This is a genomic window from Cellulomonas pasadenensis (genome assembly GCF_047229365.1).
GTDB lineage: Bacteria > Actinomycetota > Actinomycetes > Actinomycetales > Cellulomonadaceae > Cellulomonas.
Genome location: NZ_JBFTEP010000064.1, coordinates 1 through 21,252 on the forward strand (window position 1 = coordinate 1; position 21,252 = coordinate 21,252).

The following is a 21,252-nucleotide window of genomic DNA, read 5'->3' on the forward strand; positions in this document are numbered from 1 at the left end:
GCGCCGCGCTGGCCGGCCCTCGCGGCGGCGGCGTGGGTGGGCACCTTCTGCGCCGTCGCCGGCACGATGCTGGTGCGCGACGTCCTCCTCGGTGGCCCCGGGGACGACCGCGGCGTCGTCGCGCTGGCCATCGGCCTGCGGCTCGTCACCGTGGCCGCGGCGCTCGCGTCGGTGCAGGCGTGGGGCCGCCGGGTGCCCGGCTGGGTGCTCCTCGGGGGTCTGTGGGGCATCGCCGCCGTGCAGATCGCCTACCCGCTGGCGGAGACGGTCGTGAAGGGCGCGATCCTCGCCGGCGTGATGGACCCCGTCGCGAAGGGCATCAGCGACATGTCCGCCACGGGGTGGTTCACCTTCGGCATGACGTGGCTGATCTGGGGTGTCCCCGGTGTCCTCTTCGGCCTCGCGGCCCGGTCCTACGCACGCCGCACGCCCGTGCCGAGGCGCTGGGTGGTGATCGGCGCGCTGGGCGGGCTCCTGTTCCTCGCCGCGCTCGGGCTCCTCATCGGCTGACGGGGAGCCCCACCAGCCGCACCCGGGACCGGAGCCCCTCCGCCGACGTCGCCGGTCCCGTGGCGAGGTCGCCCACCCGGACCGGCGGTGTCACCACCGGACCGGCGACCTCGGCGCCCGGCGCCGTCAGGCGCGGTCGCGGGTCGGGAGGTCCGACGACGGGCCCGACGGGGTGCGCGGGGCCGAGCGCAGGCCGCGCTCCACCTCGAGCAGCAGCAGGTTCGCGTCCGCCCAGCCCGCGAGGGACGTCGACGTCGTCCCGCGCACCGTCACCGGCCCGCCCGCGCACGCGCCCACGAGCCGCTCGCGCAGCGTGACCGCGAGCTCCGCCGCACGGTCGTCGTACACGGCCGGGAGCAGCACCAGGACGCCGAACGCGTCGCCGTCGAGGCGGCCGACGACGCAGCCGGCGGGGGCCGCCCCGCGCAGCCGGGACGCGATCGTGCGCAGCGCCTCGTCGCCGGCGCCGAACCCGGCGGACGCGTTGAGGTCTCCCATGCCGTCGACGTCGAGGCCCACGAGCAGGAGGCGCCGGCGGGTGCCCGCGACCGCGTCGGCCGCCCACGCCTCCACCGTCGCGACGAGGTGGGCGCGGGACAGCACGCCCGTCAGCGGGTCGCGCGCGGCCCGGTCGGTGAGGGCGCCGGTCAGCGCCTGCACGAGGTCGGCCGTGGACGCCGCCGACCACGACGGGCCCGGCACGAGCACGTCGTCGTGGCGGACGGCCGCGTCGCGCGCCATCGCGGCCCGCGCGGCGTCGACGACGCTCGTCCCGGCGTCGAGCACGAGCGGCGACCAGTCCGCGGCGTGCCCGACCTCGCGGCGGGTCATCACGGCGCGGCCCTAGCCGAGCCGGCCCGTCATCACCTCGGTGTAGCGGTGCCGGGTGAGCACCCCCACGGCGCCGGTCTGCGCGTCGTGGACGACGACGCAGGTGCGCTGCGGCGCGCGGAACAGCACCTCGACGTCGCTCATCACGTCGAGCGCGGACACGACCTGCACGGGCGCGGCGACCTCGCCGAGGCGGGCGGGCGCGAGGGCGCGGGTCGGCTGGGAGGGGGCGGCGGTCGGCACGGCAGACATGATCCGGGCGGACGCGCGGCGGGTGGTCCGGTTCGTCCGGTCGTCGCCACGCGTTGGCCGAGACTTCGCGGAGCCGCCGACGGCCGGTCACCGCGGACGCCGGGGCGGGCCCGACCGGGCGACGACCGACCGGGTGCGGGCCGCCCGGGCACCGGCACGGTCGGGACGCCTGCCGACGACCTCAGGCCGGGACGGGCGTCCGCTCCCCCGCACCCCAGAGCCGACGCTCGGCGGCGTCCCACCGGGCGGCCGCGGCCGGGTCCGGCTCGTACCGGACGAGGTCGAGACCGCGCGCCCCCACCGCCCGCAGGTCCGCGAGCGAGCCGGTGAGCACGCCCGCCGCCCGCGCCTGCACGAGCACGTTGCCGAGCGCGGCGCCCTCGACGGGCCCGGCGACGACGGGCAGGCCGGTCGCGTCGGCGGTGAGCCGGCACAGCAGCGTGTTGCGCACCCCGCCGCCGACGAGGTGCACGACCGACACGTCCCGCCCGGACAGCGCGCACGCCTGCCGCACGGCCCGCCGGTAGGCGAGCGCGAGCGAGTCGAGGACGCAGCGGACCGTCTCGGCCTGGGACTGCGGCGGCGTCTGGCCGGTGCGGGCCGCCGCGGCGGCGATGCGGGCGGGCATGTCGCCCGGCGGCAGGAACTCGGGGGCGTCGACGTCGACGACCGTCGTCAGGCCCGGCACCTGCGCGGCCGCCGCGAGCAGGTCCGGCAGCTCCGCCGGCAGCCCGGCCTCGTGCCACGTGCGCAGCGACTCCGAGAGCACCCACAGGCCCATGACGTTCCTGAGGTACCGCACGGTGCCGTCGACGCCGGCCTCGTTGGTGAAGTTCGCGGCGCGCGAGGCCTCCGTGAGCACGGGCGCGGGCAGCTCGAGCCCGACCAGCGACCACGTGCCGCACGACACGTACGCGAAGTCGTCGCCCGTGGCGGGCACGGCGACGACGGCCGACGCGGTGTCGTGCGAGCCCACCGTCCACACCGGCAGCGGCGCGCGGTGGCCGAGCTGCTCGGCGAGCTCCGGGCGGACGTGCCCGAGCAGCTCGCCCGCGTCCCGCAACGGCGGCAGCAGGGCCGCGTCGACCCCGAGCCGGTCGGCGAGGTCCGTCGCCCACGTGCGGGTGGTCGCGTCGAGCAGGCCGGTGGTCGACGCGTTCGTCACCTCCGCCACCTCCTCGCCCGTGAGCCACGCGCCGAGCAGGTCGGGGATCAGCAGCAGGCGCCGGGCGGCGTCGAGCTGGGCCGTCCCCTGCGCCGCGACCAGCTGGAACACCGTGTTGAACGGCTGCACCTGCAGGCCGGTGCGCGCGTGGAGCTCGTCCGGCGGGACGGTCCGGAAGACGCGCTCGGGCACGCCGTCGGTGCGCGCGTCCCGGTAGTGCACCGGGTTGCCGAGCAGCGCGCCGTCCGCGTCGAGCAGGCCGTGGTCGACGGCCCACGAGTCGATCCCGACGCCTGCGAGCGGCCCCGCCTCTCTCGTCGCCGCCCGCAGGCCGTCGAGGATCCCCCGCCACAGGACCAGCACGTCCCAGTGGAGGGTCGTACGCCCGTTCCCGGGGACCGGGACCGGGCCGTTCGGGAACCGGTTGACCTCGTGCAGGTCGACGCGCGGCCCGTCTCCGTCGTCGTGCACGCGCCCGACGATGACGCGCCCGCTCGACGCGCCGAGGTCGACGGCGGCGAAGGCCGCGTCCTGCCCGCTGGTCACGACCGGCCCGTCAGCGCAGGAACGCGGCGGCGACGCCGGAGTCGACGGGCACGTGCAGGCCGGTGGTCTGCACGAGGTCCGGGCCGGTGAGCGCGAAGACGGCCGCCGCGACGTGCTCCGGCAGGACCTCCTTCTTCAGCAGCGTGCGCTGCGCGTAGTACTCGCCGAGCTTCTCCTCCGGCACGCCGTAGACGGCCGCGCGCTTGGCGCCCCAGCCGCCGGCGAAGATGCCGGACCCGCGCACGACGCCGTCGGGGTTGACGCCGTTGACGCGGATGCCGTGCTCGCCGAGCTCGGCCGCGAGCAGCCGCACCTGGTGCGCCTGGTCCGCCTTGGTCGCCGAGTACGCGATGTTGTTCGGGCCGGCGAACAGCGAGTTCTTCGACGCGATGTAGACGATGTCGCCGCCCATGCCCTGCGCGACCATCGCGCGCGCCGCCTCGCGGGCGACGAGGAACGAGCCGCGCGCCATGACGTCGTGCTGCAGGTCCCAGTCCTTCACGGTGGTGTCGAGCAGCGGCTTGGAGATCGACAGGCCGGCGTTGTTCACGACGAGGTCGACACCGCCGAACGCGAGGGACGCCGCGCGGACCAGGCCGGCCACCGCCTCCTCGTCGGTGACGTCCGCGTGCACGGCGACGGCCACGTCGCGGCCGCCGAGCGCGTCCGCGACCTCCTGCGCGCCCTCGAGGTTCACGTCCGCGATCACGACGCACGCGCCCTCGGCGGCGAGCCGCTCGGCGATCGCGCGCCCGATGCCCGAGCCGGCGCCGGTGACGAGCGCGACCCGCGTGGCCAGCGGCTTCGGCTTCGGCATCCGCTGGAGCTTGGCCTCCTCGAGCGCCCAGTACTCGATGCGGAACTTCTCCGCCTCGTCGATCGGCGCGTAGGTGCTGACCGCCTCGGCGCCGCGCATGACGTTGATCGCGTTGACGTAGAACTCGCCTGCGACGCGCGCGGTCTGCTTGTCCTTGCCGAACGAGAACATGCCCACGCCGGGCACGAGCACGATCGCCGGGTCGGCGCCGCGGATCGCGGGGCTGTCCGGGGTGGCGTTGCGCTCGTAGTAGGCCGCGTAGGCCTCGCGGTACTGCGCGTGCAGCTCCCGCAGGCGCGCGACGACGTCCTCGAGCGGCGCGTCGGCCGGCAGGTCGACGACCAGCGGCGACACCTTGGTCCGCAGGAAGTGGTCGGGGCACGACGTGCCGAGGGCGGCCAGGTGCGCGAGCTTCTCGCGGGCGACGAAGTCGAGGACGACGTCGGTGTCCGTGAAGTGGCCGACCTGCGGCCGGTCGGTCGACGCGAGGCCGCGGATCACCGGCGCGAGCGCTGCGGCGCGCTCGCGGCGCTCGGCCTCGGGCAGCGGCGCGAAGCCGGGACGCACGGCACCGAACGGGTGCTCCCCCAGCGCCGCCGTGCGCTCCTCGATGAACCGCTCGGCGGTGCGGATGATCTCGAGCGAGCGCTCCTCCGCCTCGCCCGACGTGTCGCCCCACGCGGTGATCCCGTGGCCGCCGAGCACGCACCCGATCGCCTGCGGGTTCTTCTCCTTGATCTCGGCGATGTCGAGGCCGAGCTGGAAGCCGGGGCGGCGCCACGGCACCCACACCACGCGGTCGCCGAACACCTCCGACGTCAGCGCCTCGCCGTCGGCCGCCGTCGCGAGCGCGATGCCGGCGTCGGGGTGGAGGTGGTCGACGTGCGCGGCGTCGACGAGGCCGTGCATGGCCGTGTCGATCGACGGCGCCGCACCGCCCTTGCCGTGCAGGCAGTAGTCGAACGCGGCGACCATCTCGTCTTCGCGGTCGACGCCCGGGTAGACGTCGACGAGCGCGCGCAGGCGGTCGAGCCGCAGCACGGCGAGGTTCTTCTCCGCGAGCGTGCCCAGGTCGCCGCCGGAGCCCTTGACCCACAGCAGCTCGACGTCCTGGCCCGTGACCGGGTCGGGTGCGACGCCCTTGGCGGACGTGTTGCCGCCGGCGTAGTTGGTGACCCGCGGGTCGGCGCCCAGGCGGTTCGAGCGGGCGATGAGCTGCGCGGCGGGCGACGTGGCGTCGGCGTGCGTCGGCGTCGTCATGGCGGTCAGGCTCCCCATCCGGCCTGCGCGCCACCGACGCGCCCGGCCACGATCGTCTCGGCGTAGCCGCTGCGCGCGTACGCGCCCAGCGGGTCGGGGTCGAGCCCCTGCGACTCGCGCAGCCCCGCGAGGAGCGGGCGCACGTCGGTGTTGTAGGCGTCCATGAGCAGGCCGTTCGCGGCGAGGACGTCGCCGTCCTGCTGCGCCTGCGTCAGCGCGTCGGCGTCGACGAGCAGCGCCTTGGCCGTCGCCTCCTGCACGTTCATGACCGAGCGGATCTGCGCCGGGATCTTCGGCTCGATGTTGTGGCACTGGTCGAGCATGAAGTTGACGCCGGAGTCGGGTGCGAGGGCCCCGCCCTGGACGATCTCGTGCAGGATCCGGAACAGCTGGAACGGGTCCGCGGCGCCGACCATGAGGTCGTCGTCGGCGTAGAAGCGGCTGTTGAAGTCGAACGCGCCGAGCCGGCCGACGCGCAGCAGCTGGGCGACGATGAACTCGATGTTCGTGTTGGGCGCGTGGTGGCCGGTGTCGAGCACGACCATCGCGCGGTCGCCGAGGGCCATGCAGTGCAGCAGCGACGTGCCCCAGTCCGGCACGTCCATCGTGTAGAAGTACGGCTCGAAGAACTTGTACTCGAGGATCAGCCGGTGCTCCGGGTCCGCGGCCACCAGGGCCGTGTAGATCTCCTGCAGCGACTCGGCGAGGCGGTCCTGGCGGCCGCGGATCGAGTCCTGGCCCGGGTAGTTGAGGCCGTCCGGGAGCCAGATCTTCAGGTCGTGCGAGCCGGTCGCCGCCATGACGTCGATGCACTCGAGGTGGTGCTCGACCGCCTTCTTGCGGACGCGCGCGTCCGGGTGCGTCAGCGACCCGAGCATGTAGTCGTCGTCCTGGAACAGGTTCGAGTTGATGCCGCCGATCGCGACGCCGTGGTCCGCGGCGTGCTGCGCGAGCGCGTCGAAGTCGTCGACCTTGTCCCACGGGATGTGCAGCGAGACGCGCGGGGCGGCGCCCGTGAAGCGGTGCACCTGCGCGGCGTCGGCGACCTTCTCGAACGGGTCGCGCGGGACCCCCTGCTGCGCGAAGACCTTGAAGCGCGTGCCGGAGTTGCCGAACGCCCAGGACGGCAGCTCGATGGTCTGCTCCGCGAGGGCGGCGAGCGCCCGCTCCTCGCGCGTGCCCGCGGCCGTGCCGGGTGTCGTGCTCATCGGTGCTGCTCCTCGGTGCTCGTGGGGGATGCCGTCGTGGGCAGGCCCGCCGCGGCGAGCTGGCCCTCGAGGTGGAAGACCTCGTCCAGCAGCACGAACCCCTGGTCGGGGTCGCCGTCGCCGACGAACAGGTCGGCCATCTGCGCCTGCCAGCGGGCGTTGACCTCGGTGGCGGCCATCGCGGCCTGGGCGGCGGCGTAGTCGTCGGTCTCGAGGACGCCGACGAGCAGGCCGTCGGGCGACAGGAAGAGGTGGTAGTCCCGCCACCCGGTGTCCCGCAGCGCCTCGAGCATGTCCGGCCACACGGCGGCGTGCCGGCGGCGGTACTCGTCGAGGTGGTCCGGGTGGACGTGCGAGACGAAGCACACGCGGGTCATCATCGACCTCCGGGTTTCGTCCTTGAAACGATTCATGGTCACTGTAGGGAGCGTGTCGCGACGGTGTCAACCGTCTGCCGCGTCCGTGCGGATCGCGCTTTCCGCCATGATGGCACCACGGGCGCGCCGCCGTCCCGGCCCGATCACCGCGCGACCCCGCCGACGGCCCGTCGCTACGATCGGGCCCCAGCCGCGACCAGGAAGGGGCGTCGATGGCCACCAGGGGCAACGGCCGCCCACGACGTCCGTCGATCACCGACGTCGCCCGCCGCGCGGGCGTCTCCGTCGGCACGGTCTCCAACGTCCTCAACCGGCCCGACCAGGTCACGCCCGCCACCCGCGAGCGCGTGCAGGCGGCCATCGAGGAGCTCAACTTCGTCCGCAACGCGTCCGCGCGGCAGCTGCGCGCCGGCACCATCCGGACCGTCGGCGCGATCGTGCTCGACATCGCGAACCCGTTCTTCACCGAGGTCGCGCGCGGCGTCGAGGACCGGCTCGCGCCCGACGAGTACACACTCATGCTGTCGTCGTCCGACCAGGACCCCGAGCGCGAGGCCCGCTACCTGCGGCTCTACGAGGAGCACGGCGTGCAGGGCGTGCTCGTCACGCCGTCGCAGGGGTCGCTCGAGACGATCCTCGCGCTGCGCGACCGCGGCATCGGCGTCGTCCTGCTCGACGCGACGACCGAGGTCGAGGACGTGTCCAGCGTCGGCGTCGACGACGTCCGCGGCGCCGCCCTGGCCGTCGAGCACCTGCTCGACCTCGGGCACGAGCGCATCGCGTTCATCAACGGTCCCGACAGCATCCGCCAGTGCGTCGACCGGCGCGCGGGGGTCGTCGCGGCCCTCGTGGCGGCCGGCCGCGACCCCGGGGCGGTGCTCACCGAGGTGACCGTCGCGTCGCTCAACGCCGACGCCGGCGAGAAGGCCATGCACGAGCTGCTCGCGATCGACGCGTCCCGGCGCCCCACCGCGACGTTCTGCGTCAACGACTTCACGGCGCTCGGCGCGCTGCGCGCCCTGCGCTGGGCCGACGTACCCGTCCCCGACGCCATGGCGGTCGTCGGCTACGACGACGTCGCGATCGCGCCGATGCTCACCGTGCCGCTGACGTCGGTGCACCAGCCCACCCACACGCTCGGGTGGACCGCCGCCGACCTGCTCCTGCGCGAGGCCGGCGCCGACGGCCCGGCCGAGCACCAGCGCGTGCTGTTCCAGCCGGAGCTGGTGGTCCGCACGAGTACCGCCGGCGCCTGAGTCATACCCCACTCCCTCGCGACTGTCGAGACCCGTGGTGGAGCCGTGACGCGTCGCTGCCACCCCTCCATCTGCAAGACGGTTGAACCGAGCTTGCCGCACGGATCCGCCGCCGTAGGCATCGACCCTCACTACGCTGGCCGTAGGCAGACGTGTCCATAGGAGGTCGACCGTGGATAAGCACCGACTTGATGACGTGTATGGGATGGCGCGAAGGAGGCTTCCCCTCACATACGTCGAACGCGCGAATGTCGACGATCGGTTCGTGAACGAGCTGGGCCGCGACAATCATATCGTCGTGTATGGATCTTCCAAGCAAGGAAAGACCAGCCTCCTACTCCGAACGCTTCAAGAAGACGACTACGTCGTCGTGCAGTGCTCAACCGATTGGACCAAGGAGAAGCTCTACTCGTCGATCTTGAAGCAGCTCGATGTCAGAGTGGTGGAAACGACGAGTCGCTCCCGCGCCCGAACGGACGAGTTCGGCGCGGAGGTGGAGGGCGAAGTTTCCGCATCCTTCATCGCCAAGATTCGCGGCAAGATTAGCGCCAAGGGTAGCGACACAGACGAGGAGACCGTAACCGAGCAGAGCATTCCAATCGACCTCGGCTCAGCTGGCGACATCATCCAGCTGCTAGACGAGGTCGGGTACACCAAGTTTATTGTCGTCGAGGACTTTCACTACTTGACGGTCGAAGTGCAGAAGGCCTTCGCGTCCGATCTGAAAACCTTCTACGAGCGATCTTCTACGTCGTTCATCATCGTCGGCGTCTGGCTCGAGGCCAACCGCCTAATCGTCTATAACGGGGACCTCGCGCATCGCCTCACATCGATCCCCGCCGACTCGTGGGAAGAAGGTGAACTGGCGAAGGTGGTGGAGGCCGGTGAGCCACTCATGAACGCACGCTTCTCAGCTGAAGTTGTGGAAGCGCTCGTGGCGCGCGCTCAGCGGAATGTCGGGCAGCTCCAGGAAGCACTGCGCCAGATGTTCATCGCTCGCAACATCTACGCCACAACCGACGAAACGACGACGTTTGAGGACGTCTCGGAAGTCGATTCCGCATACGCTTACGTTGCCGAACAGCTGGCCGGCCGTTATGCCAACTCGATCAACAAGTTCTCCGAGGGCCTGCGAGACCAGAAGCTGCACATGTATAAGTGGATCATGCACGCAGTGATCGCCGCCACCCCCGCCGAGCGCCGCGCCGGACTCAAGGCGATGGACATCGTTCGTCACGTGCAAGAGAATCATCCCATGGGTTCCGGCGTTTATCCGAACAATGTGCAATCCGCTCTAACCAATGTTGCGAAGGTTCAGAACCACGCGGAGATTACACCGATCATCTTCGACTACGACCTTACGCACAAGCGTCTAACGATTGTAGACAATGGGTTCCACGTCTACCTCGAGGGCACGCCGCGAGAGGTTGCGATGGGCTATCTCGCCAGCTTCGCCAATGAAGACATTCCCAACTCACACGCAGACTCGGACGGCACCGAGCTGCCCGAAGCCATACCGGCACATGAGCACCGAACGGGTTCGGCCGCTTCATGAAGCGCACGAGCTACAGGCGCCGAACGGCGGGCTGCGCTGCTGCATATGGTTCGCCTTCTGTACTGGGCAGGCGCCTACCGGCACGGTGGCTGCGCGGGCGCGAGGAAGCGTGACGTGAGCAGCACCGAGGACACCCGCACCACGCCGGCTGACCGCGCGCCGCTGCGCGCTGCAATCGTCGGGACGGGGCCGTCGCGCACCTGCACGCGCAGGCGATCGCCGTGGACCCGCACATCACGCTCGTCGCCGTGTTGAACCGCGGCGAGGAGCGCCGCACGGACTGCGCCGACCGGTACGACGCCCCCGACCGGTACGCGTCGCACACCGACCTGCTCGCCGCCGAGACGCTCCACCTCGTCGCTTTGCGCACGCCGCCCGACCTGCACCGGCAGCAGACGCTCGACGGCTACGTCGCCAGCGTGCACGTACTCCGCGAGAAGCCGCCCGCCCTGTCGCTCGCCGAGCTCGACGACATGCAGGCCGCCGCGGACGCGGCCGAGCGCGTTCGCCGTCGTATTCCAGCAGCGCACCGACACCGCACCCGCGCACGTGAAGGGCTTGCTCGACCCGGGTGCGTCACGCACGCCGACCCCGACGGCGACGAGCGCTTCCGCACATCGCTCGTCACGGACGGGCGCCCGGCTTGACGTCAGCCGACGACGCCCTGCGCTATCGCGCGCAGCTCCGCCACGTGCGCCGAGAACGCGCGCCGGCCGTCAGCGGTCAGGCGCAGCCACGTCAGCCGGCGCGCGTCGGACCGGCTGGACGACGCCGCCTTGCGCACGTCGACGAAGCCGGCCTCGGCCAGGACCCGCAGGTGCTTGGACAGCGTCGCGTCGGACACCCCGAGGGCGTCGCGGACGACCGAGAACTCCACCTCGTCCGCGGCCGCGAGCAGCCCGCACACGCGCAGACGCACCGGCGCGTGGATGACCTCGTAGAAGCGCGGCGTTACCTCGTCGGGGGCGACGCCCGGTGCGTCAGCGGACACGGTCGAGGGCCCGGCGCGCGAGACTGTCGGAGCGCCGCAGGACCGCGTACGCGACCGCCCCGGCGGCCAGCACCGGCAGCGCGACCCAGGCGTGCAGCCCGCCGGCGACGAGCCCGAAGGACACGCTGAGCAACAGCAGGACGGCCGCGAGCAGCGCGACGAGGAGTCCGGTACCGGCGACGCCGGTACCGCGCGGACGCACGAGCCGGCGCTGCTGGAGGAGCACGGCGAGCGCGACGAGCGCGCCGCCGATCATGGTCACGGCGGGCGTGCGGTCCTCGCCGAGCAGCGGGACGGCGACGTAGGCGGCGATCAGCACGGTGACCGCGGCGAGGTACCAGGCGGGCGTGGCGGCGCGCTGCGCGAGCGTGGCGCGGTCGCCGTCGAGGTCCGCGAGGAGGTCGCTCGCCCGCTGGGGGTCCGGGGTGGCAGAGTGAGTTTCCATACCGGAAACACTACTCCGGCTTTCCGAGATGGCAAGTGACTTGCTCGTCCTCCGCGGCCGTGAGCCTGTCGATCCGGTCGTCCCGCGCGACCGGATCGACGGACTCACCGGCGGTCCGAGGCTCAGCCCGTGACCGTGAACCCCGCCCGGAGCAGGTCGCGGTCCCGCGAGGACCGCCCCACCAGGAGCTCGAACTCCCCCGGCTCGACGACGCGGCGCCCCTCCGCGTCGACGATCGTGCAGTCCGCGACCGCCACCTCGACGTCCACCGTGACCGACTCCCCCGGCGCGACGTCGACGTGCCGGTACGCCTTGAGCTCCTTGTCGGCCCAGGTCAGCGACGTCACGAGGTCGCTGACGTACACCTGGACGACCTCGTGCGACGGGCGCGTGCCGGTGTTGGTCACGGTGACCTGCGCGCGGACGGTGCCGTCGACCGACACCGTCGGCTCGGCGACCGTCAGGTCCGTGTACTCCACCGTCGCGTACGTCAGCCCCTCGCCGAACGCGAACGCCGGGTCCTGCGTGAGGTCCGCGTACCGCGTGCCGTGCTGGCCGCGCAGCTGGTTGTAGTAGACCGGCTGCTGGCCGACGTGCCGCGCGAACGTGACCGGCAGGCGCCCGGCCGGCTCCACGAGGCCGAGCAGCAGCTCCGCGATCGCGCGCCCGCCGCGCATGCCGGGGTTGGCGGCCCAGACGACCGCGTCGGCCTCCAGGGCCGAGTCCGGCAGCACCAGCGGCTTCGAGGCGATGACGACGACGGTCGTCGGCGTGCCCGTCGCCGCGAGCGCGTCGAGCAGCGCCACCTGGCCGCCCACGAGCTCGAGCGTCGCGGTGGACCGCGTCTCCCCCATGAGGCCGATCGTGTCGCCGACGACCGCGACGACGTGGTCCGCCGCCTCCGCCGCCGCGACGGCCTCGGCGATCATCGCCGCGTCGGGCTCGGCCGCGTGCATGATCGGCATGCGCGGCTGCCCGTCGGGGTAGAGCTCGCCGGCCGGGTCGGGCCCGAGCTCGCCGATGTCGGCGCCCCGCGCGTGCGTGATCGTCCAGCCGGCGGGCGCGACCGCGCGCAGGCCGTCGAGCACCGTCTCCGACATGTGCCGCGGGTGGCCCTCCTCGCGCATCCAGTCGACCTGCCCGGAGCGGCCGGCCCAGTCGCCGAGCTGCGCGTCGACGTCGTCGGCGTTGGGCCCGACGACGGCGATCGTGCGGGCCGTCGGCGCGCCGTCGCGGCCCGTCGCGCGCCCGTCGTCGCCCGCCACCAGGTCGCCGCCGAGCGGCAGGACCCCGCCCTCGTTGCGCAGCAGGACCAGCGACCGGCGCGTGACCTCCAGGTTCGCCTGCTGGTGCGCGGCCGAGCCGATGACGGCGGCCTGGCGCTCCGCGTCCGGGCGGCGCGGGTCCTCGAACAGGCCCAGCTCGAACTTCACGGTCAGGATGCGCGCGACGGCGGCGTCGACCTGCGCCTCGGTGATGAGCCCGTCCGCGACGGCCTTCTGCGCACCCTCGAAGAACCCGGGCGTCGTCATGACCATGTCGTTCCCCGCGGTCACCGCCATCGCGGCGGCCTGCGTGTGGTCGGCGGCGATCTTCTGCTCCCACACCATGCGGCCGACGTTGTCCCAGTCGGTGATGAGCGTGCCGGTCCACCCCCACTCGCCGCGCAGGACGTCCTGCAGCAGCCACCGGTTCACGACGATCGGGACGCCGTCGGTCGACTGGTAGCCGATCATGAACGTCCGCGCGCCCTCGCGGGCGACCCGCTCGAACGGCGGCAGGAACCACGAGCGCAGCTTGCGGCGGGAGATGTCCGCCTCGGACGCGTCACGCCCGCCCTGCGTCTCGGAGTAGCCGGCGAAGTGCTTCGCGCACGCGAGGACCGCCGTCGGGTCGGTCAGCCCGTCGCCCTGGTAGCCGCGGACCATCGCCGCCGCGAGCTCGCCCAGCAGGTACGGGTCCTCGCCGAACGTCTCGTTCACGCGGCCCCAGCGCAGGTCGCGCGTGATGCAGACGACCGGCGAGAACGTCCAGTGCAGACCGGTCGACGACACCTCGACGGCCGTCACGCGCGCCATCAGCTCCGCCGCGGCGGGGTCCCACGACGACGCCACGCCGAGCTGCGACGGGAAGATCGTGGCCCCGCGCCAGAACGAGTAGCCGTGGATCGCGTCGTCCGCGATGAGCAGCGGGATGCGCAGGCGCGTGCGGTCGACGGCGTCGAGCGCCTCGAGGACGCGCTGCGGCGACGAGTGCAGGATCGAGCCGACGTGCATCTCCTCGACGAGGTCGTCGACCCCGGGCTGCGCGTCGAGCTGCAGCATCTGCCCGACCTTCTCGGGCAGCGTCATGCGGCCGACGAGATCGGCCACGCGGTCGGGGATCGGCAGCGACGGGTCCTGGTACGGGAGCGTGTCCACGAGAGTCCTCTTCGACGTTCGGATCGATGCGACCGGCCCCCCGACGCTAGCGGACGGCGCTCTCCTCCCCCACCGCCGCCGCACCGATCCGGTCGGACGACCCGCGCCCCGCCCGCCCGCCCCCACCCCGCCCAGCTCGCCGGTTGCGCTTCGAGATCGCCGAGTCGGGCAGGCGAGGTCGAGGCCGGACAGGCGAGCTCGGCGTGGCGGGGGTGTGCGGGTGGGCCGGGTGCGGGCGGGTCGGCTCGCGGGCGGCGGGGCCGGGGGATCCGTGGGAGCCGTCAGGCGTGGCCGGTCACCACGGGGCGCCCGGGCCGGCCATCGTCGTGTACGACGGGTGGCCGGGCGCGATCTCGCCGCGGCGCACGGGCCGGCCGGTGAACGCCGACGCGTAGATCGCCGCCACGAGGTCGAGCGTGTCGCGGGCCTCGCGCAGGCTCACCGGCAGCGTCGTGCCGGCGTCGAGCGCGTCCAGGACCGCGCCGACCTGGCCGCGGTGCGAGCTGCCGGGCGCCTCCGGGTCGAGGCCCTCCGTCCACCACGCGGCCGCCTCGGGACGTCCGGGCGCCGCCGTGACGCGCCAGTCCTGGTCGGTGTAGCCGTACAGGTGCTCGACCTCGACCGTCGCGTTCTCCGTGTCGACGCGGATCGTCGACGTCTCCCGCGGGGACAGCAGCGAGTTCATGACGGTCGCGAGGGTGCCGTCGGCGAACCGCACCACCGCCGCGGACACGTCCTCCGTCTGCGTGGGGCGGGCCCGGCGCGCGGCCATCGCGGTGACCTCCTCCCACGGCCCGAGCAGCGCGAGCAGCAGGTCCATCTGGTGGATGCCGTGGCCCATCGTCGGACCGCCGCCCTCGACCTCCCACGACCCGCGCCACGGGGCGTCCCAGTAGGAGTCGCCGCGGAACCACAGCGTGTCGCACACGGCGACGAGCGGCCGGCCGAGCGGCCGCCCCTCGCCGAGCGCGTCGGCGACCCGCAGCCCGGCGTGCCCGAACCGGTGCTGGAACACGACGGCGACGTCGACGCCGGTGCGCTCGCTGACCGCGAGCAGCGCGTCCATCTCGGCCAGCGACAGCGCCGGCGGCTTCTCCACGAGGACCGGCACGCCCGCCTCGAGGCACTGCGTGGCCAGCGCGAGGTGCGTGCCCGGCGGCGTGCACACGTGCGCGAGCGCGGGCCGCTGCCCGTCGCGGCCGGCGAGCGCCGCGGCGAGGTCGGTGGTGGCGTGCGGCACGCCGGTTTCGTCGGCGAAGGCGCGGGCGCGGTCGGCGTCGACGTCGACCACCGTCCCGACGCGTGCGCGGTCGGCGTGGTCGTTCACCGCGTGGACGTGGGCGTGGGCGATGGCTCCCCCGCCGACGACGATCGTCTCGTGCACCAGGTGGTCCCCTCGGTCGCTGCGGACCGTCCCGACGCGGGCGCGATGCCGTCGTCGGTGACGGTGAATCGGTTCATTACTGTAGGGGATGCCCCACTCGACGAGGAGAGAGCGACACCGTGACCGCACCCGCGCAGCACCCCGACCGCGCACGCCGGCCCTTCGGGCTCGACGGCATCGGCTACGGCGGCGACTACAACCCCGAGCAGTGGCCCGACGAGGTGCGCCAGGAGGACGTGCGCCTCATGCAGGAGGCGGGCGTCAGCATCGTGAGCCTCGCGATCTTCTCCTGGGCGCGCATCGAGCCGCGCGAGGGCGAGCTCGACTGGGCGTGGCTCGACACGACGATGGACCGGCTGCACGCCGCCGGCATCCGCGTCAGCCTCGCGACGGCCACCGCCAGCCCGCCGCCGTGGCTGACGACGAAGCACCCGGAGATCCTGCCCGTCCGCGACGACGGCACGGTGCTCTGGCCCGGCTCCCGCCAGCACTACCGGATCGCGTCGCCCGTGTGGCGCCGGTACGCCGTCGCGATGGCCCGCCGGGTCGCCGAGCGGTACGCCGACCACCCGGCGCTGGCGGTCTGGCACGTCGACAACGAGATCGGCTGCCACGTCCCGCACGACTTCTCGGACGACGCCGCGACCGCGTTCCGGGCCTGGCTGCGCGCCCGCTACGGCACCGTCGACGCGCTCAACCACGCGTGGGGCACCGCGTTCTGGTCGCAGCAGTACGGCTCCTTCGACGAGGTGCTGCCGCCGCGCACGGCCGCGACGCTGGTGAACCCGACGCACCGCCTCGACTTCGCGCGGTACTCCTCCGACGAGCTGCTGTCGTACTACACCGACCTGCGCGACGCGGTGCACGAGGTGACGCCGCACGTGCCGGCGACGACGAACTTCATGGTCCAGCGCTTCACGGGCAACATGGACTACGCGCGGTGGGCGGACGAGGTCGACGTCGTCTCCAACGACCACTACGTCTACGCAGACGACCCCGCCCCGCACGTCGAGCTCGCGTTCAGCGCCGACCTGACGCGGTCGGTCGCCGGCGGGCGGCCGTGGATGCTCATGGAGCACTCGACGTCGGCCGTGAACTGGCAGGGGCGCAACCGCTCGCGCACGTCCGACGAGTCGCTGCGGCACTCCGTGCAGCACCTGGCGCACGGCGCCGACGCGATCATGTTCTTCCAGTGGCGGCAGTCCGCCGCGGGCGCGGAGAAGTACCACTCGGCGATGCTGCCGCACGCCGGCACCGACACCGACGTGTGGCGGAACACGGTGCGCCTGGGCCGCCTGCTGCGCGACGTCGCCGAGGTGCGCGGCGCGACGCAGCGCCCGCGCGCGGCCGTGCTGTTCGACTGGCCGTCGACGTGGGCGGCGCAGCTCGACTCGCACCCGACGGACGCGCTCGACCCGCGCGTCCTCGCCGTCGCGCTGCACCGCGCGCTCGCCCGGCGGGCCGTCGAGGCCGACGTCGTGCGCGCCACCGACGACCTGTCGGGCTATGACGTGGTCCTCGTGCCGGCGCTGTACCTGCTGACGGACGAGGGCGCGGCCGCCGTCGCCGCCGCGGCCGAGCGCGGCGCGTCCGTGCTGGTCACCTTCTTCTCGGGCATCGTCGACGAGCACGACCACGTGCGCCTCGGCGGCTACCCCGGCGCGTTCCGCGACCTGCTCGGCGTGCGCACCGAGGAGTTCTGGGCCCTGCAGGACGGTGAGCGCGTGCGCCTCGACGACGGCACCGAGGGCGAGCTGTGGAGCGAGAAGGTGCACGCGCTGCCGGGCACCGACGTCGTGCGGACGTTCGCGGGCGGGCCGCTCGACGGCGTCCCCGCGGTGACGCGCCGCGCCGTCGGGGCGGGCGCCGCCTGGTACCTCGCGACGTGGCCCACCGACGCCGAGGCGCTGCAGCAGGTCGTCGACGCGCTGGTCGAGGAGTCGGGCGTGCCGCGCGTCGTGCCCGACCTGCCCGACGGGGTCGAGGTCACGCGCCGCGTCGCCGACGACGGCCGCACGTGGCTGTTCGTCCTCAACCACACCGACGCGCCGGTCACGCTCGCGGCGTCCGGGCGGACGCTGGTCGACCCGCGAGACGTCGACGGGACGCTCGAGGTCGCCGCCGGCGCGGTGGAGGTGGTCCGCGAGACCCGCTGACGCGTGGACGTGGACGCACGGCGGCGGCCCGGCACCTCCCGGGCCGCCGCCGCGTCAGGCCGGGACCCACTCCTGCCACCGCCCCACCGCCGCGAACCCGAGCCGCTCGTAGAGCCGGCGCCCGTCGGGCGTCGACTGCAGCGTCGCGGTCGTGGCGCCGTCGGCGCGCGCCTCGTGCAGCGCGGCGGTGAGCAGCGCGGTGGCCAGGCCGCGCCGACGCGCGTCCGGGCGGGTGGCGACGAACGACACGACGACGTCGTCGTCCACGGGCTGGAGCACGAGGCCGGCCTCGCCGCCGGCGGTCGTCCACGCGCGGAGCCCCGGGACCCCCGCGACCAGCGCCGGGTCGACGCGGTTGAGCCGGGCCACGACCGCGGGCGCGACCGTGCGTGCGCCCACGTCGCCGGCCGCCGGGGGCAGCGCGTCGAGGCGCGCGAGCATGGGCACCGCCGTCACGTCCGGGCGCAGCCCCGCGCCCGCGAGCGCGGCGTCGCCGGCGGCGTCGGACGACCACGCGGCGAAGGGCCCGGGCGCGACCGCCGTCAACGCGTCGCCGACGGCACCCGCGTCGAGCAGGGCGACGTTCGTCAGCACCGGGTGGCGGGGGTGCCGCAGCGCGAGGAACCCGCGGCCGCGGACGACGTGCGCGTCCGGGTGCGGTGCGGCGAGGGCGTCCCAGGACCCGGCGAGCGACGCCAGGTACCGCGCGCGGGCGACGTCGGACGACCCCGCCGACGGGGGTGCGACGGGTGCGGGCCCGGCGACGGGTGCGGGCCCGGCGACGGGCGCGGGGGCGGCGACGGGTGCGGGGGCGGCCATGCGCCGCACGCTAGCCGGGTGGGTGGACGCCCGACCCCGCCTTTCCCGTCGGCACCGGCGTGCCGCCCCCGACGTATCACGCCCCCTCGTCCGCACCCCTACCCCACGACGACTCGAGGGAGGGGCGGCACCATGCACAGGATCACGGCGACGTCGGCGCTCACGCACGCGGCCTGCGTCGTGCTGCGGACGTCGGAGACGGTGACGGCCACGCTGCACCGCGACGGCACGACGCTCGTGGCGCACGTGTTCACGGCGGACGGGGTGACGACGCTCGCGTGGCCGACCGACCCGGTGCTCGACGCGATGCTGACACCCGGAACGGCGTACGACGCGGGGCGCGCCGCGGTGCTGCTCGACGAGGCGACGGGCGACGTGCTCGTCACGCTCGACGGGCCCGACGGCGACCTGTGGCTCGCGGTGCCCGGCGCCGCCGTGCGGGCGGCGCTGACGCGCTGACGTCGGCCGCCCGGCTCGCCCGGATGCACAGGGCCGCCGCGGCACGACCGGGGACCGCCTGCTCCGGTCCCCTCGGGAGGAGGACCCGTGTGGCGGGACGAGTGGCGGAAGGTCGAGGGCTTCGAGGTCGAGGCGCGGTTCGAGCAGCGGTACCGGCTCACCGCCGGCGGCGCGGACGTCGAGGTGAGCGCGTGCTCGGACGTCGTGCACGCGACCTTCGGCGGCCCGGGGAGGGTGCTGCGGTACCGCCCGGTGCCGACCGCGTCGGGCGACGAGGGGCACGACGACGTGACTGTCTACGCACTCGCCCACGCGACCGTGCGGTCGCGGTACACCGTGCGGGCGACCGCCGAGCACCAGGGCGACGCGCCGCTCCAGGAGCGCATCCGGGAGGAGCGGGACCACACCACGGCGCCCGCGGCCACGTTCGCGGCGGCCGAGACGGCGGAGCTGCCGGCGGAGCTGCTCTCGGCGCTCCTCGGCTCGCCGGTCCAGGCGGCGGTCGTCGTCCCCCTCGCCGAGGGTGCCCGGGGATCGCTCTCGCTGCCGGACCCGCCCTGGCAGCGCCAGGGCCCGGCGACCGGCGCGTGGCGGACGGGGGACGCGTGGCTCGAGCGCGGACGCGCCTCGGTGCCGGACTTCGCCGTGGCCGGCACCGCGCCGCGGACCCTCGCCGGCTCGACCTCCTGGACGTTCCCCTCGCCCGGCTCGACGGTCCCCCTCACGGGCGAGGGCTCCCGCTCGTGGTCGATCCGGCCGTCGGTCAGCGGGCTGGTGCTCGAGGTCTGGCTTAACGTCTTCATCGCGGGTGACGTGGCGGGCAGCCGACCGGTCCCGGGGACCGGCGCGCACGCGGGCGCGCGGATGATCGGGGGCCCGGTCCTCAGCGAGTGCTTCCTCACCGACTCCCGGGGCTTCTCCGACGACCGCACGGCCTCGAGCCGGGTCCGTCTGACGCTGACGTACGACCTCACCGCCGACAGGGCGAGGCACGTCGCGGAGACGGGGCTCACGCACGAGCTCGACTGCGAGACCGGTGAGGTGGTCGGCACCGGACGCGCGGGGACGTCGAGGATCCGCGTCGACCCGATGGCCACGGTGGCCCCGGGCCGGAGGTGGCAGCAGCGGTTCCGCATCGCGGCGGCGGACCCGCTGGTCCTGCTCGCAGCGGTCGGCGGCGACGTCGACGCGAGAGGCACCGTCCGCGTCGAGCGGACGGACGACGACCACGTCGTCGTCGACGTCGAGGGGTTCGTCGACGCGTTCCCGTCGTACGAGGCGTACGCGCGGCTGACCCGCGACGGGCGCAGCAGCGCGACCGTCCCGCTCTTCCGGGCCTCACCCGCGGCGTCGGCCGGACCGTTCTCGTTGATCGGCGGAGCGAGCACACCGGTGCGGGGCCGGGCGGTGCTCCCCCTGCCCTGACCGGGCCGCCCCTCGGTGCGGCGTGTCGGTGGCGCGCGAGAGGATGGACCGTGCCCGCGTCCGTGCTCGTCGTCCCCGACGCGCACGCGCGCACCGTGACGCTGGTCGAGCTCGACGAGCGCGCGACGGAGGAGGGCCGGCGCACGGTCGCCGACGACGCGCTGGCCGCCGAGGTCGCGCGGGTCGAGGCCACCCACGCCGGGGCCCCGCCGCGCTGGGTGTGGGACGACACGCGCACCCGCTACCCCGCCCTGCTGACGGCCGGGGTGCGGGTGGAGCGGTGCCACGACCTGCGGCTGTGCCACGCGATCCTGCGGCACTCGGCGACGGCGGCCGCGTCGGCGCTCGCACAGGCCCCGCCCGGCCCCTGGGACGCCGACGTGCCGACGCCCGCGCCGCACGCGCCCTCCCTCTTCGACGTGCTCGACGACGACGCGCCGGCCCCCGCGCCCCGCGACCCGCTCGCCGAGCTGCGCGCCCAGCTCGACGCCGTCTCCGGCTCCACGCACCCGGGCCGCCTGCGCCTGCTGCTCGCCGCCGAGTCGACCGGCGCGCTGATCGCCGCCGAGATGCACCACGACGGCCTGCCCTGGGACGCGGCAGTGCACGACGCGATCCTCACCCGGCTGCTCGGGCCGCGGCCGTGGGGCGGCGGCCGTCCGCAGCGCCTCGAGGAGCTCGCCGAGCAGATCCGCACCGCCCTCGTCGCCCCGCACCTCAACCCCGACTCCCCGCCGGACCTGCTGCGTGCCCTGCGCCTGCAGGGCTTCGACGTGCAGTCGACGAGCAAGTGGGAGATCCGCGGGCTCGACCACCCGGTGGTGGCGCCGCTGCTGGAGTACAAGAAGCTGTCGCGCCTCCTGTCCGCCAACGGGTGGGCGTGGCTCGACCAGTGGGTGCACGACGGGCGGTTCCGGCCGGACTACGTCGTCGGGGGCGTCGTCACCGGGCGGTGGGCGTCGGACGGCGGCGGGGCGCTGCAGCTGCCGGCGCAGGTGCGCGACGCCGTGCGCGCCGACCCGGGCTGGCGGCTCGTCGTCGCCGACGCCGCGCAGCTCGAGCCACGCGTGCTCGCCGCGATGTCGGGCGACCGCGACATGGCCGCCGCCGCGCGGCACGCCGACCTCTACCAGGGCGTCGCCGACGCGGGCGTCGTGCCGACCCGCACGGACGCCAAGTACGCGATGCTCGGCGCGATCTACGGGGCGACGTCGGGCGCCGCCGCGCAGCTCATGCCGCACCTCACGCGCGCGTTCCCGCGGGCGGTCGGGCTGGTGGAGGAGGCCGCGCGCGCGGGCGAGCGCGGGGACGTCGTCACGACGTGGCTCGGCCGGTCGTCGCCGCCGGCGTCCGCCGCGCTGCGGGCGGCGCTCACC

At 74.3% G+C, this 21,252-nt stretch carries 19 protein-coding genes; 8 read left to right on the forward strand and 11 right to left on the reverse strand.

The window, feature by feature from the left end:
• Nucleotides 1–510 (forward strand): hypothetical protein (locus AB6N23_RS10510; protein WP_412866020.1); only part of this gene is annotated, 510 nt, incomplete at its 5' end.
• 126 nt (nucleotides 511–636) lie between these two features.
• On the opposite strand, the gene AB6N23_RS10515 is transcribed toward AB6N23_RS10510, so the two are convergent.
• The 6 genes from AB6N23_RS10515 to AB6N23_RS10540 form a co-directional block, all read right to left on the reverse strand.
• Nucleotides 637–1,341, reverse strand: a complete 705-nt coding sequence (locus AB6N23_RS10515) for a GGDEF domain-containing protein (protein WP_412866038.1) — start codon at nucleotides 1,339–1,341, stop codon at nucleotides 637–639.
• 12 nt (nucleotides 1,342–1,353) lie between these two features.
• Nucleotides 1,354–1,584, reverse strand: a complete 231-nt coding sequence (locus AB6N23_RS10520; RefSeq protein WP_412866021.1) for a hypothetical protein — start codon at nucleotides 1,582–1,584, stop codon at nucleotides 1,354–1,356.
• A gap of 190 nt (nucleotides 1,585–1,774) precedes the next feature.
• Nucleotides 1,775–3,304 (reverse strand): rhamnulokinase, encoded by a 1,530-nt coding sequence (locus tag AB6N23_RS10525; RefSeq protein ID WP_412866022.1) that lies wholly within the window; start codon nucleotides 3,302–3,304, stop codon nucleotides 1,775–1,777.
• Between the two features lie 10 nt (nucleotides 3,305–3,314).
• The gene (locus AB6N23_RS10530) at nucleotides 3,315–5,381 is read right to left on the reverse strand and encodes a bifunctional aldolase/short-chain dehydrogenase (RefSeq protein WP_412866023.1); all 2,067 of its coding nucleotides are present in this window, start codon (nucleotides 5,379–5,381) and stop codon (nucleotides 3,315–3,317) included.
• Nucleotides 5,382–5,386: 5 nt separating this feature from the next.
• Nucleotides 5,387–6,589, reverse strand: coding sequence for an L-rhamnose isomerase (gene rhaI / locus AB6N23_RS10535; protein WP_412866024.1), 1,203 nt, complete (start codon nucleotides 6,587–6,589; stop codon nucleotides 5,387–5,389).
• Complete coding sequence (locus tag AB6N23_RS10540) at nucleotides 6,586–6,969, reverse strand: L-rhamnose mutarotase (RefSeq protein ID WP_412866025.1); 384 nt, start codon at nucleotides 6,967–6,969, stop codon at nucleotides 6,586–6,588. The genes rhaI and AB6N23_RS10540 overlap by 4 nt, the downstream gene beginning before the upstream one ends.
• Before the next feature lie 209 nt (nucleotides 6,970–7,178).
• On the opposite strand from AB6N23_RS10540, the gene AB6N23_RS10545 reads away from it, so the two are divergent.
• From AB6N23_RS10545 to AB6N23_RS10555, 3 genes are all read left to right on the forward strand, one after another.
• Nucleotides 7,179–8,222 carry a LacI family DNA-binding transcriptional regulator gene (locus AB6N23_RS10545; protein ID WP_412866026.1) on the forward strand — a complete coding sequence of 348 codons (1,044 nt, stop codon included), beginning with the start codon at nucleotides 7,179–7,181 and terminating at the stop codon, nucleotides 8,220–8,222.
• Nucleotides 8,223–8,487: 265 nt separating this feature from the next.
• Entirely contained in the window at nucleotides 8,488–9,777 is a 1,290-nt protein-coding gene (locus AB6N23_RS10550) for an AAA family ATPase (RefSeq protein WP_412866027.1), read from the forward strand.
• Between the two features lie 221 nt (nucleotides 9,778–9,998).
• Nucleotides 9,999–10,424, forward strand: a complete 426-nt coding sequence (locus AB6N23_RS10555) for a Gfo/Idh/MocA family oxidoreductase (RefSeq protein WP_412866028.1) — start codon at nucleotides 9,999–10,001, stop codon at nucleotides 10,422–10,424.
• A 2-nt stretch (nucleotides 10,425–10,426) separates the two neighbouring features.
• Here the strand turns inward: AB6N23_RS10555 and AB6N23_RS10560 are convergent, their stop codons facing one another.
• From AB6N23_RS10560 to AB6N23_RS10575, 4 genes are all read right to left on the reverse strand, one after another.
• Entirely contained in the window at nucleotides 10,427–10,768 is a 342-nt protein-coding gene (locus AB6N23_RS10560) for a transcriptional regulator (RefSeq protein ID WP_412866029.1), read from the reverse strand.
• Nucleotides 10,758–11,213: a hypothetical protein gene (locus AB6N23_RS10565; RefSeq protein WP_412866030.1), complete on the reverse strand. Its 456-nt coding sequence runs from the start codon at nucleotides 11,211–11,213 to the stop codon at nucleotides 10,758–10,760. Before AB6N23_RS10565 ends, AB6N23_RS10560 begins: the two co-directional genes overlap by 11 nt.
• A 122-nt stretch (nucleotides 11,214–11,335) precedes the next feature.
• Complete coding sequence (locus AB6N23_RS10570) at nucleotides 11,336–13,633, reverse strand: exo-beta-d-1,3/1,6-glucosidase (RefSeq protein ID WP_412866031.1); 2,298 nt, start codon at nucleotides 13,631–13,633, stop codon at nucleotides 11,336–11,338.
• 295 nt (nucleotides 13,634–13,928) lie between these two features.
• Complete coding sequence (locus AB6N23_RS10575; protein WP_412866032.1) at nucleotides 13,929–15,017, reverse strand: Gfo/Idh/MocA family protein; 1,089 nt, start codon at nucleotides 15,015–15,017, stop codon at nucleotides 13,929–13,931.
• A 119-nt stretch (nucleotides 15,018–15,136) separates the two neighbouring features.
• On the opposite strand from AB6N23_RS10575, the gene AB6N23_RS10580 reads away from it, so the two are divergent.
• Nucleotides 15,137–17,173: a beta-galactosidase gene (locus AB6N23_RS10580; protein WP_412866033.1), complete on the forward strand. Its 2,037-nt coding sequence runs from the start codon at nucleotides 15,137–15,139 to the stop codon at nucleotides 17,171–17,173.
• A gap of 54 nt (nucleotides 17,174–17,227) precedes the next feature.
• Here the strand turns inward: AB6N23_RS10580 and AB6N23_RS10585 are convergent, their stop codons facing one another.
• On the reverse strand, nucleotides 17,228–17,992 hold the full coding sequence (locus AB6N23_RS10585) for a GNAT family N-acetyltransferase (protein ID WP_412866034.1): 765 nt from the start codon (nucleotides 17,990–17,992) through the stop codon (nucleotides 17,228–17,230).
• Between the two features lie 132 nt (nucleotides 17,993–18,124).
• On the opposite strand from AB6N23_RS10585, the gene AB6N23_RS10590 reads away from it, so the two are divergent.
• The 3 genes from AB6N23_RS10590 to AB6N23_RS10600 all read left to right on the forward strand — a co-directional run.
• On the forward strand, nucleotides 18,125–18,451 hold the full coding sequence (locus AB6N23_RS10590; RefSeq protein ID WP_412866035.1) for a hypothetical protein: 327 nt from the start codon (nucleotides 18,125–18,127) through the stop codon (nucleotides 18,449–18,451).
• Nucleotides 18,452–18,538: 87 nt separating this feature from the next.
• Nucleotides 18,539–19,876 carry a hypothetical protein gene (locus AB6N23_RS10595; RefSeq protein WP_412866036.1) on the forward strand — a complete coding sequence of 446 codons (1,338 nt, stop codon included), beginning with the start codon at nucleotides 18,539–18,541 and terminating at the stop codon, nucleotides 19,874–19,876.
• Nucleotides 19,877–19,926: 50 nt separating this feature from the next.
• A partial coding sequence (locus tag AB6N23_RS10600) for a bifunctional 3'-5' exonuclease/DNA polymerase (protein WP_412866037.1) occupies nucleotides 19,927–21,252 on the forward strand: 1,326 nt, incomplete at its 3' end.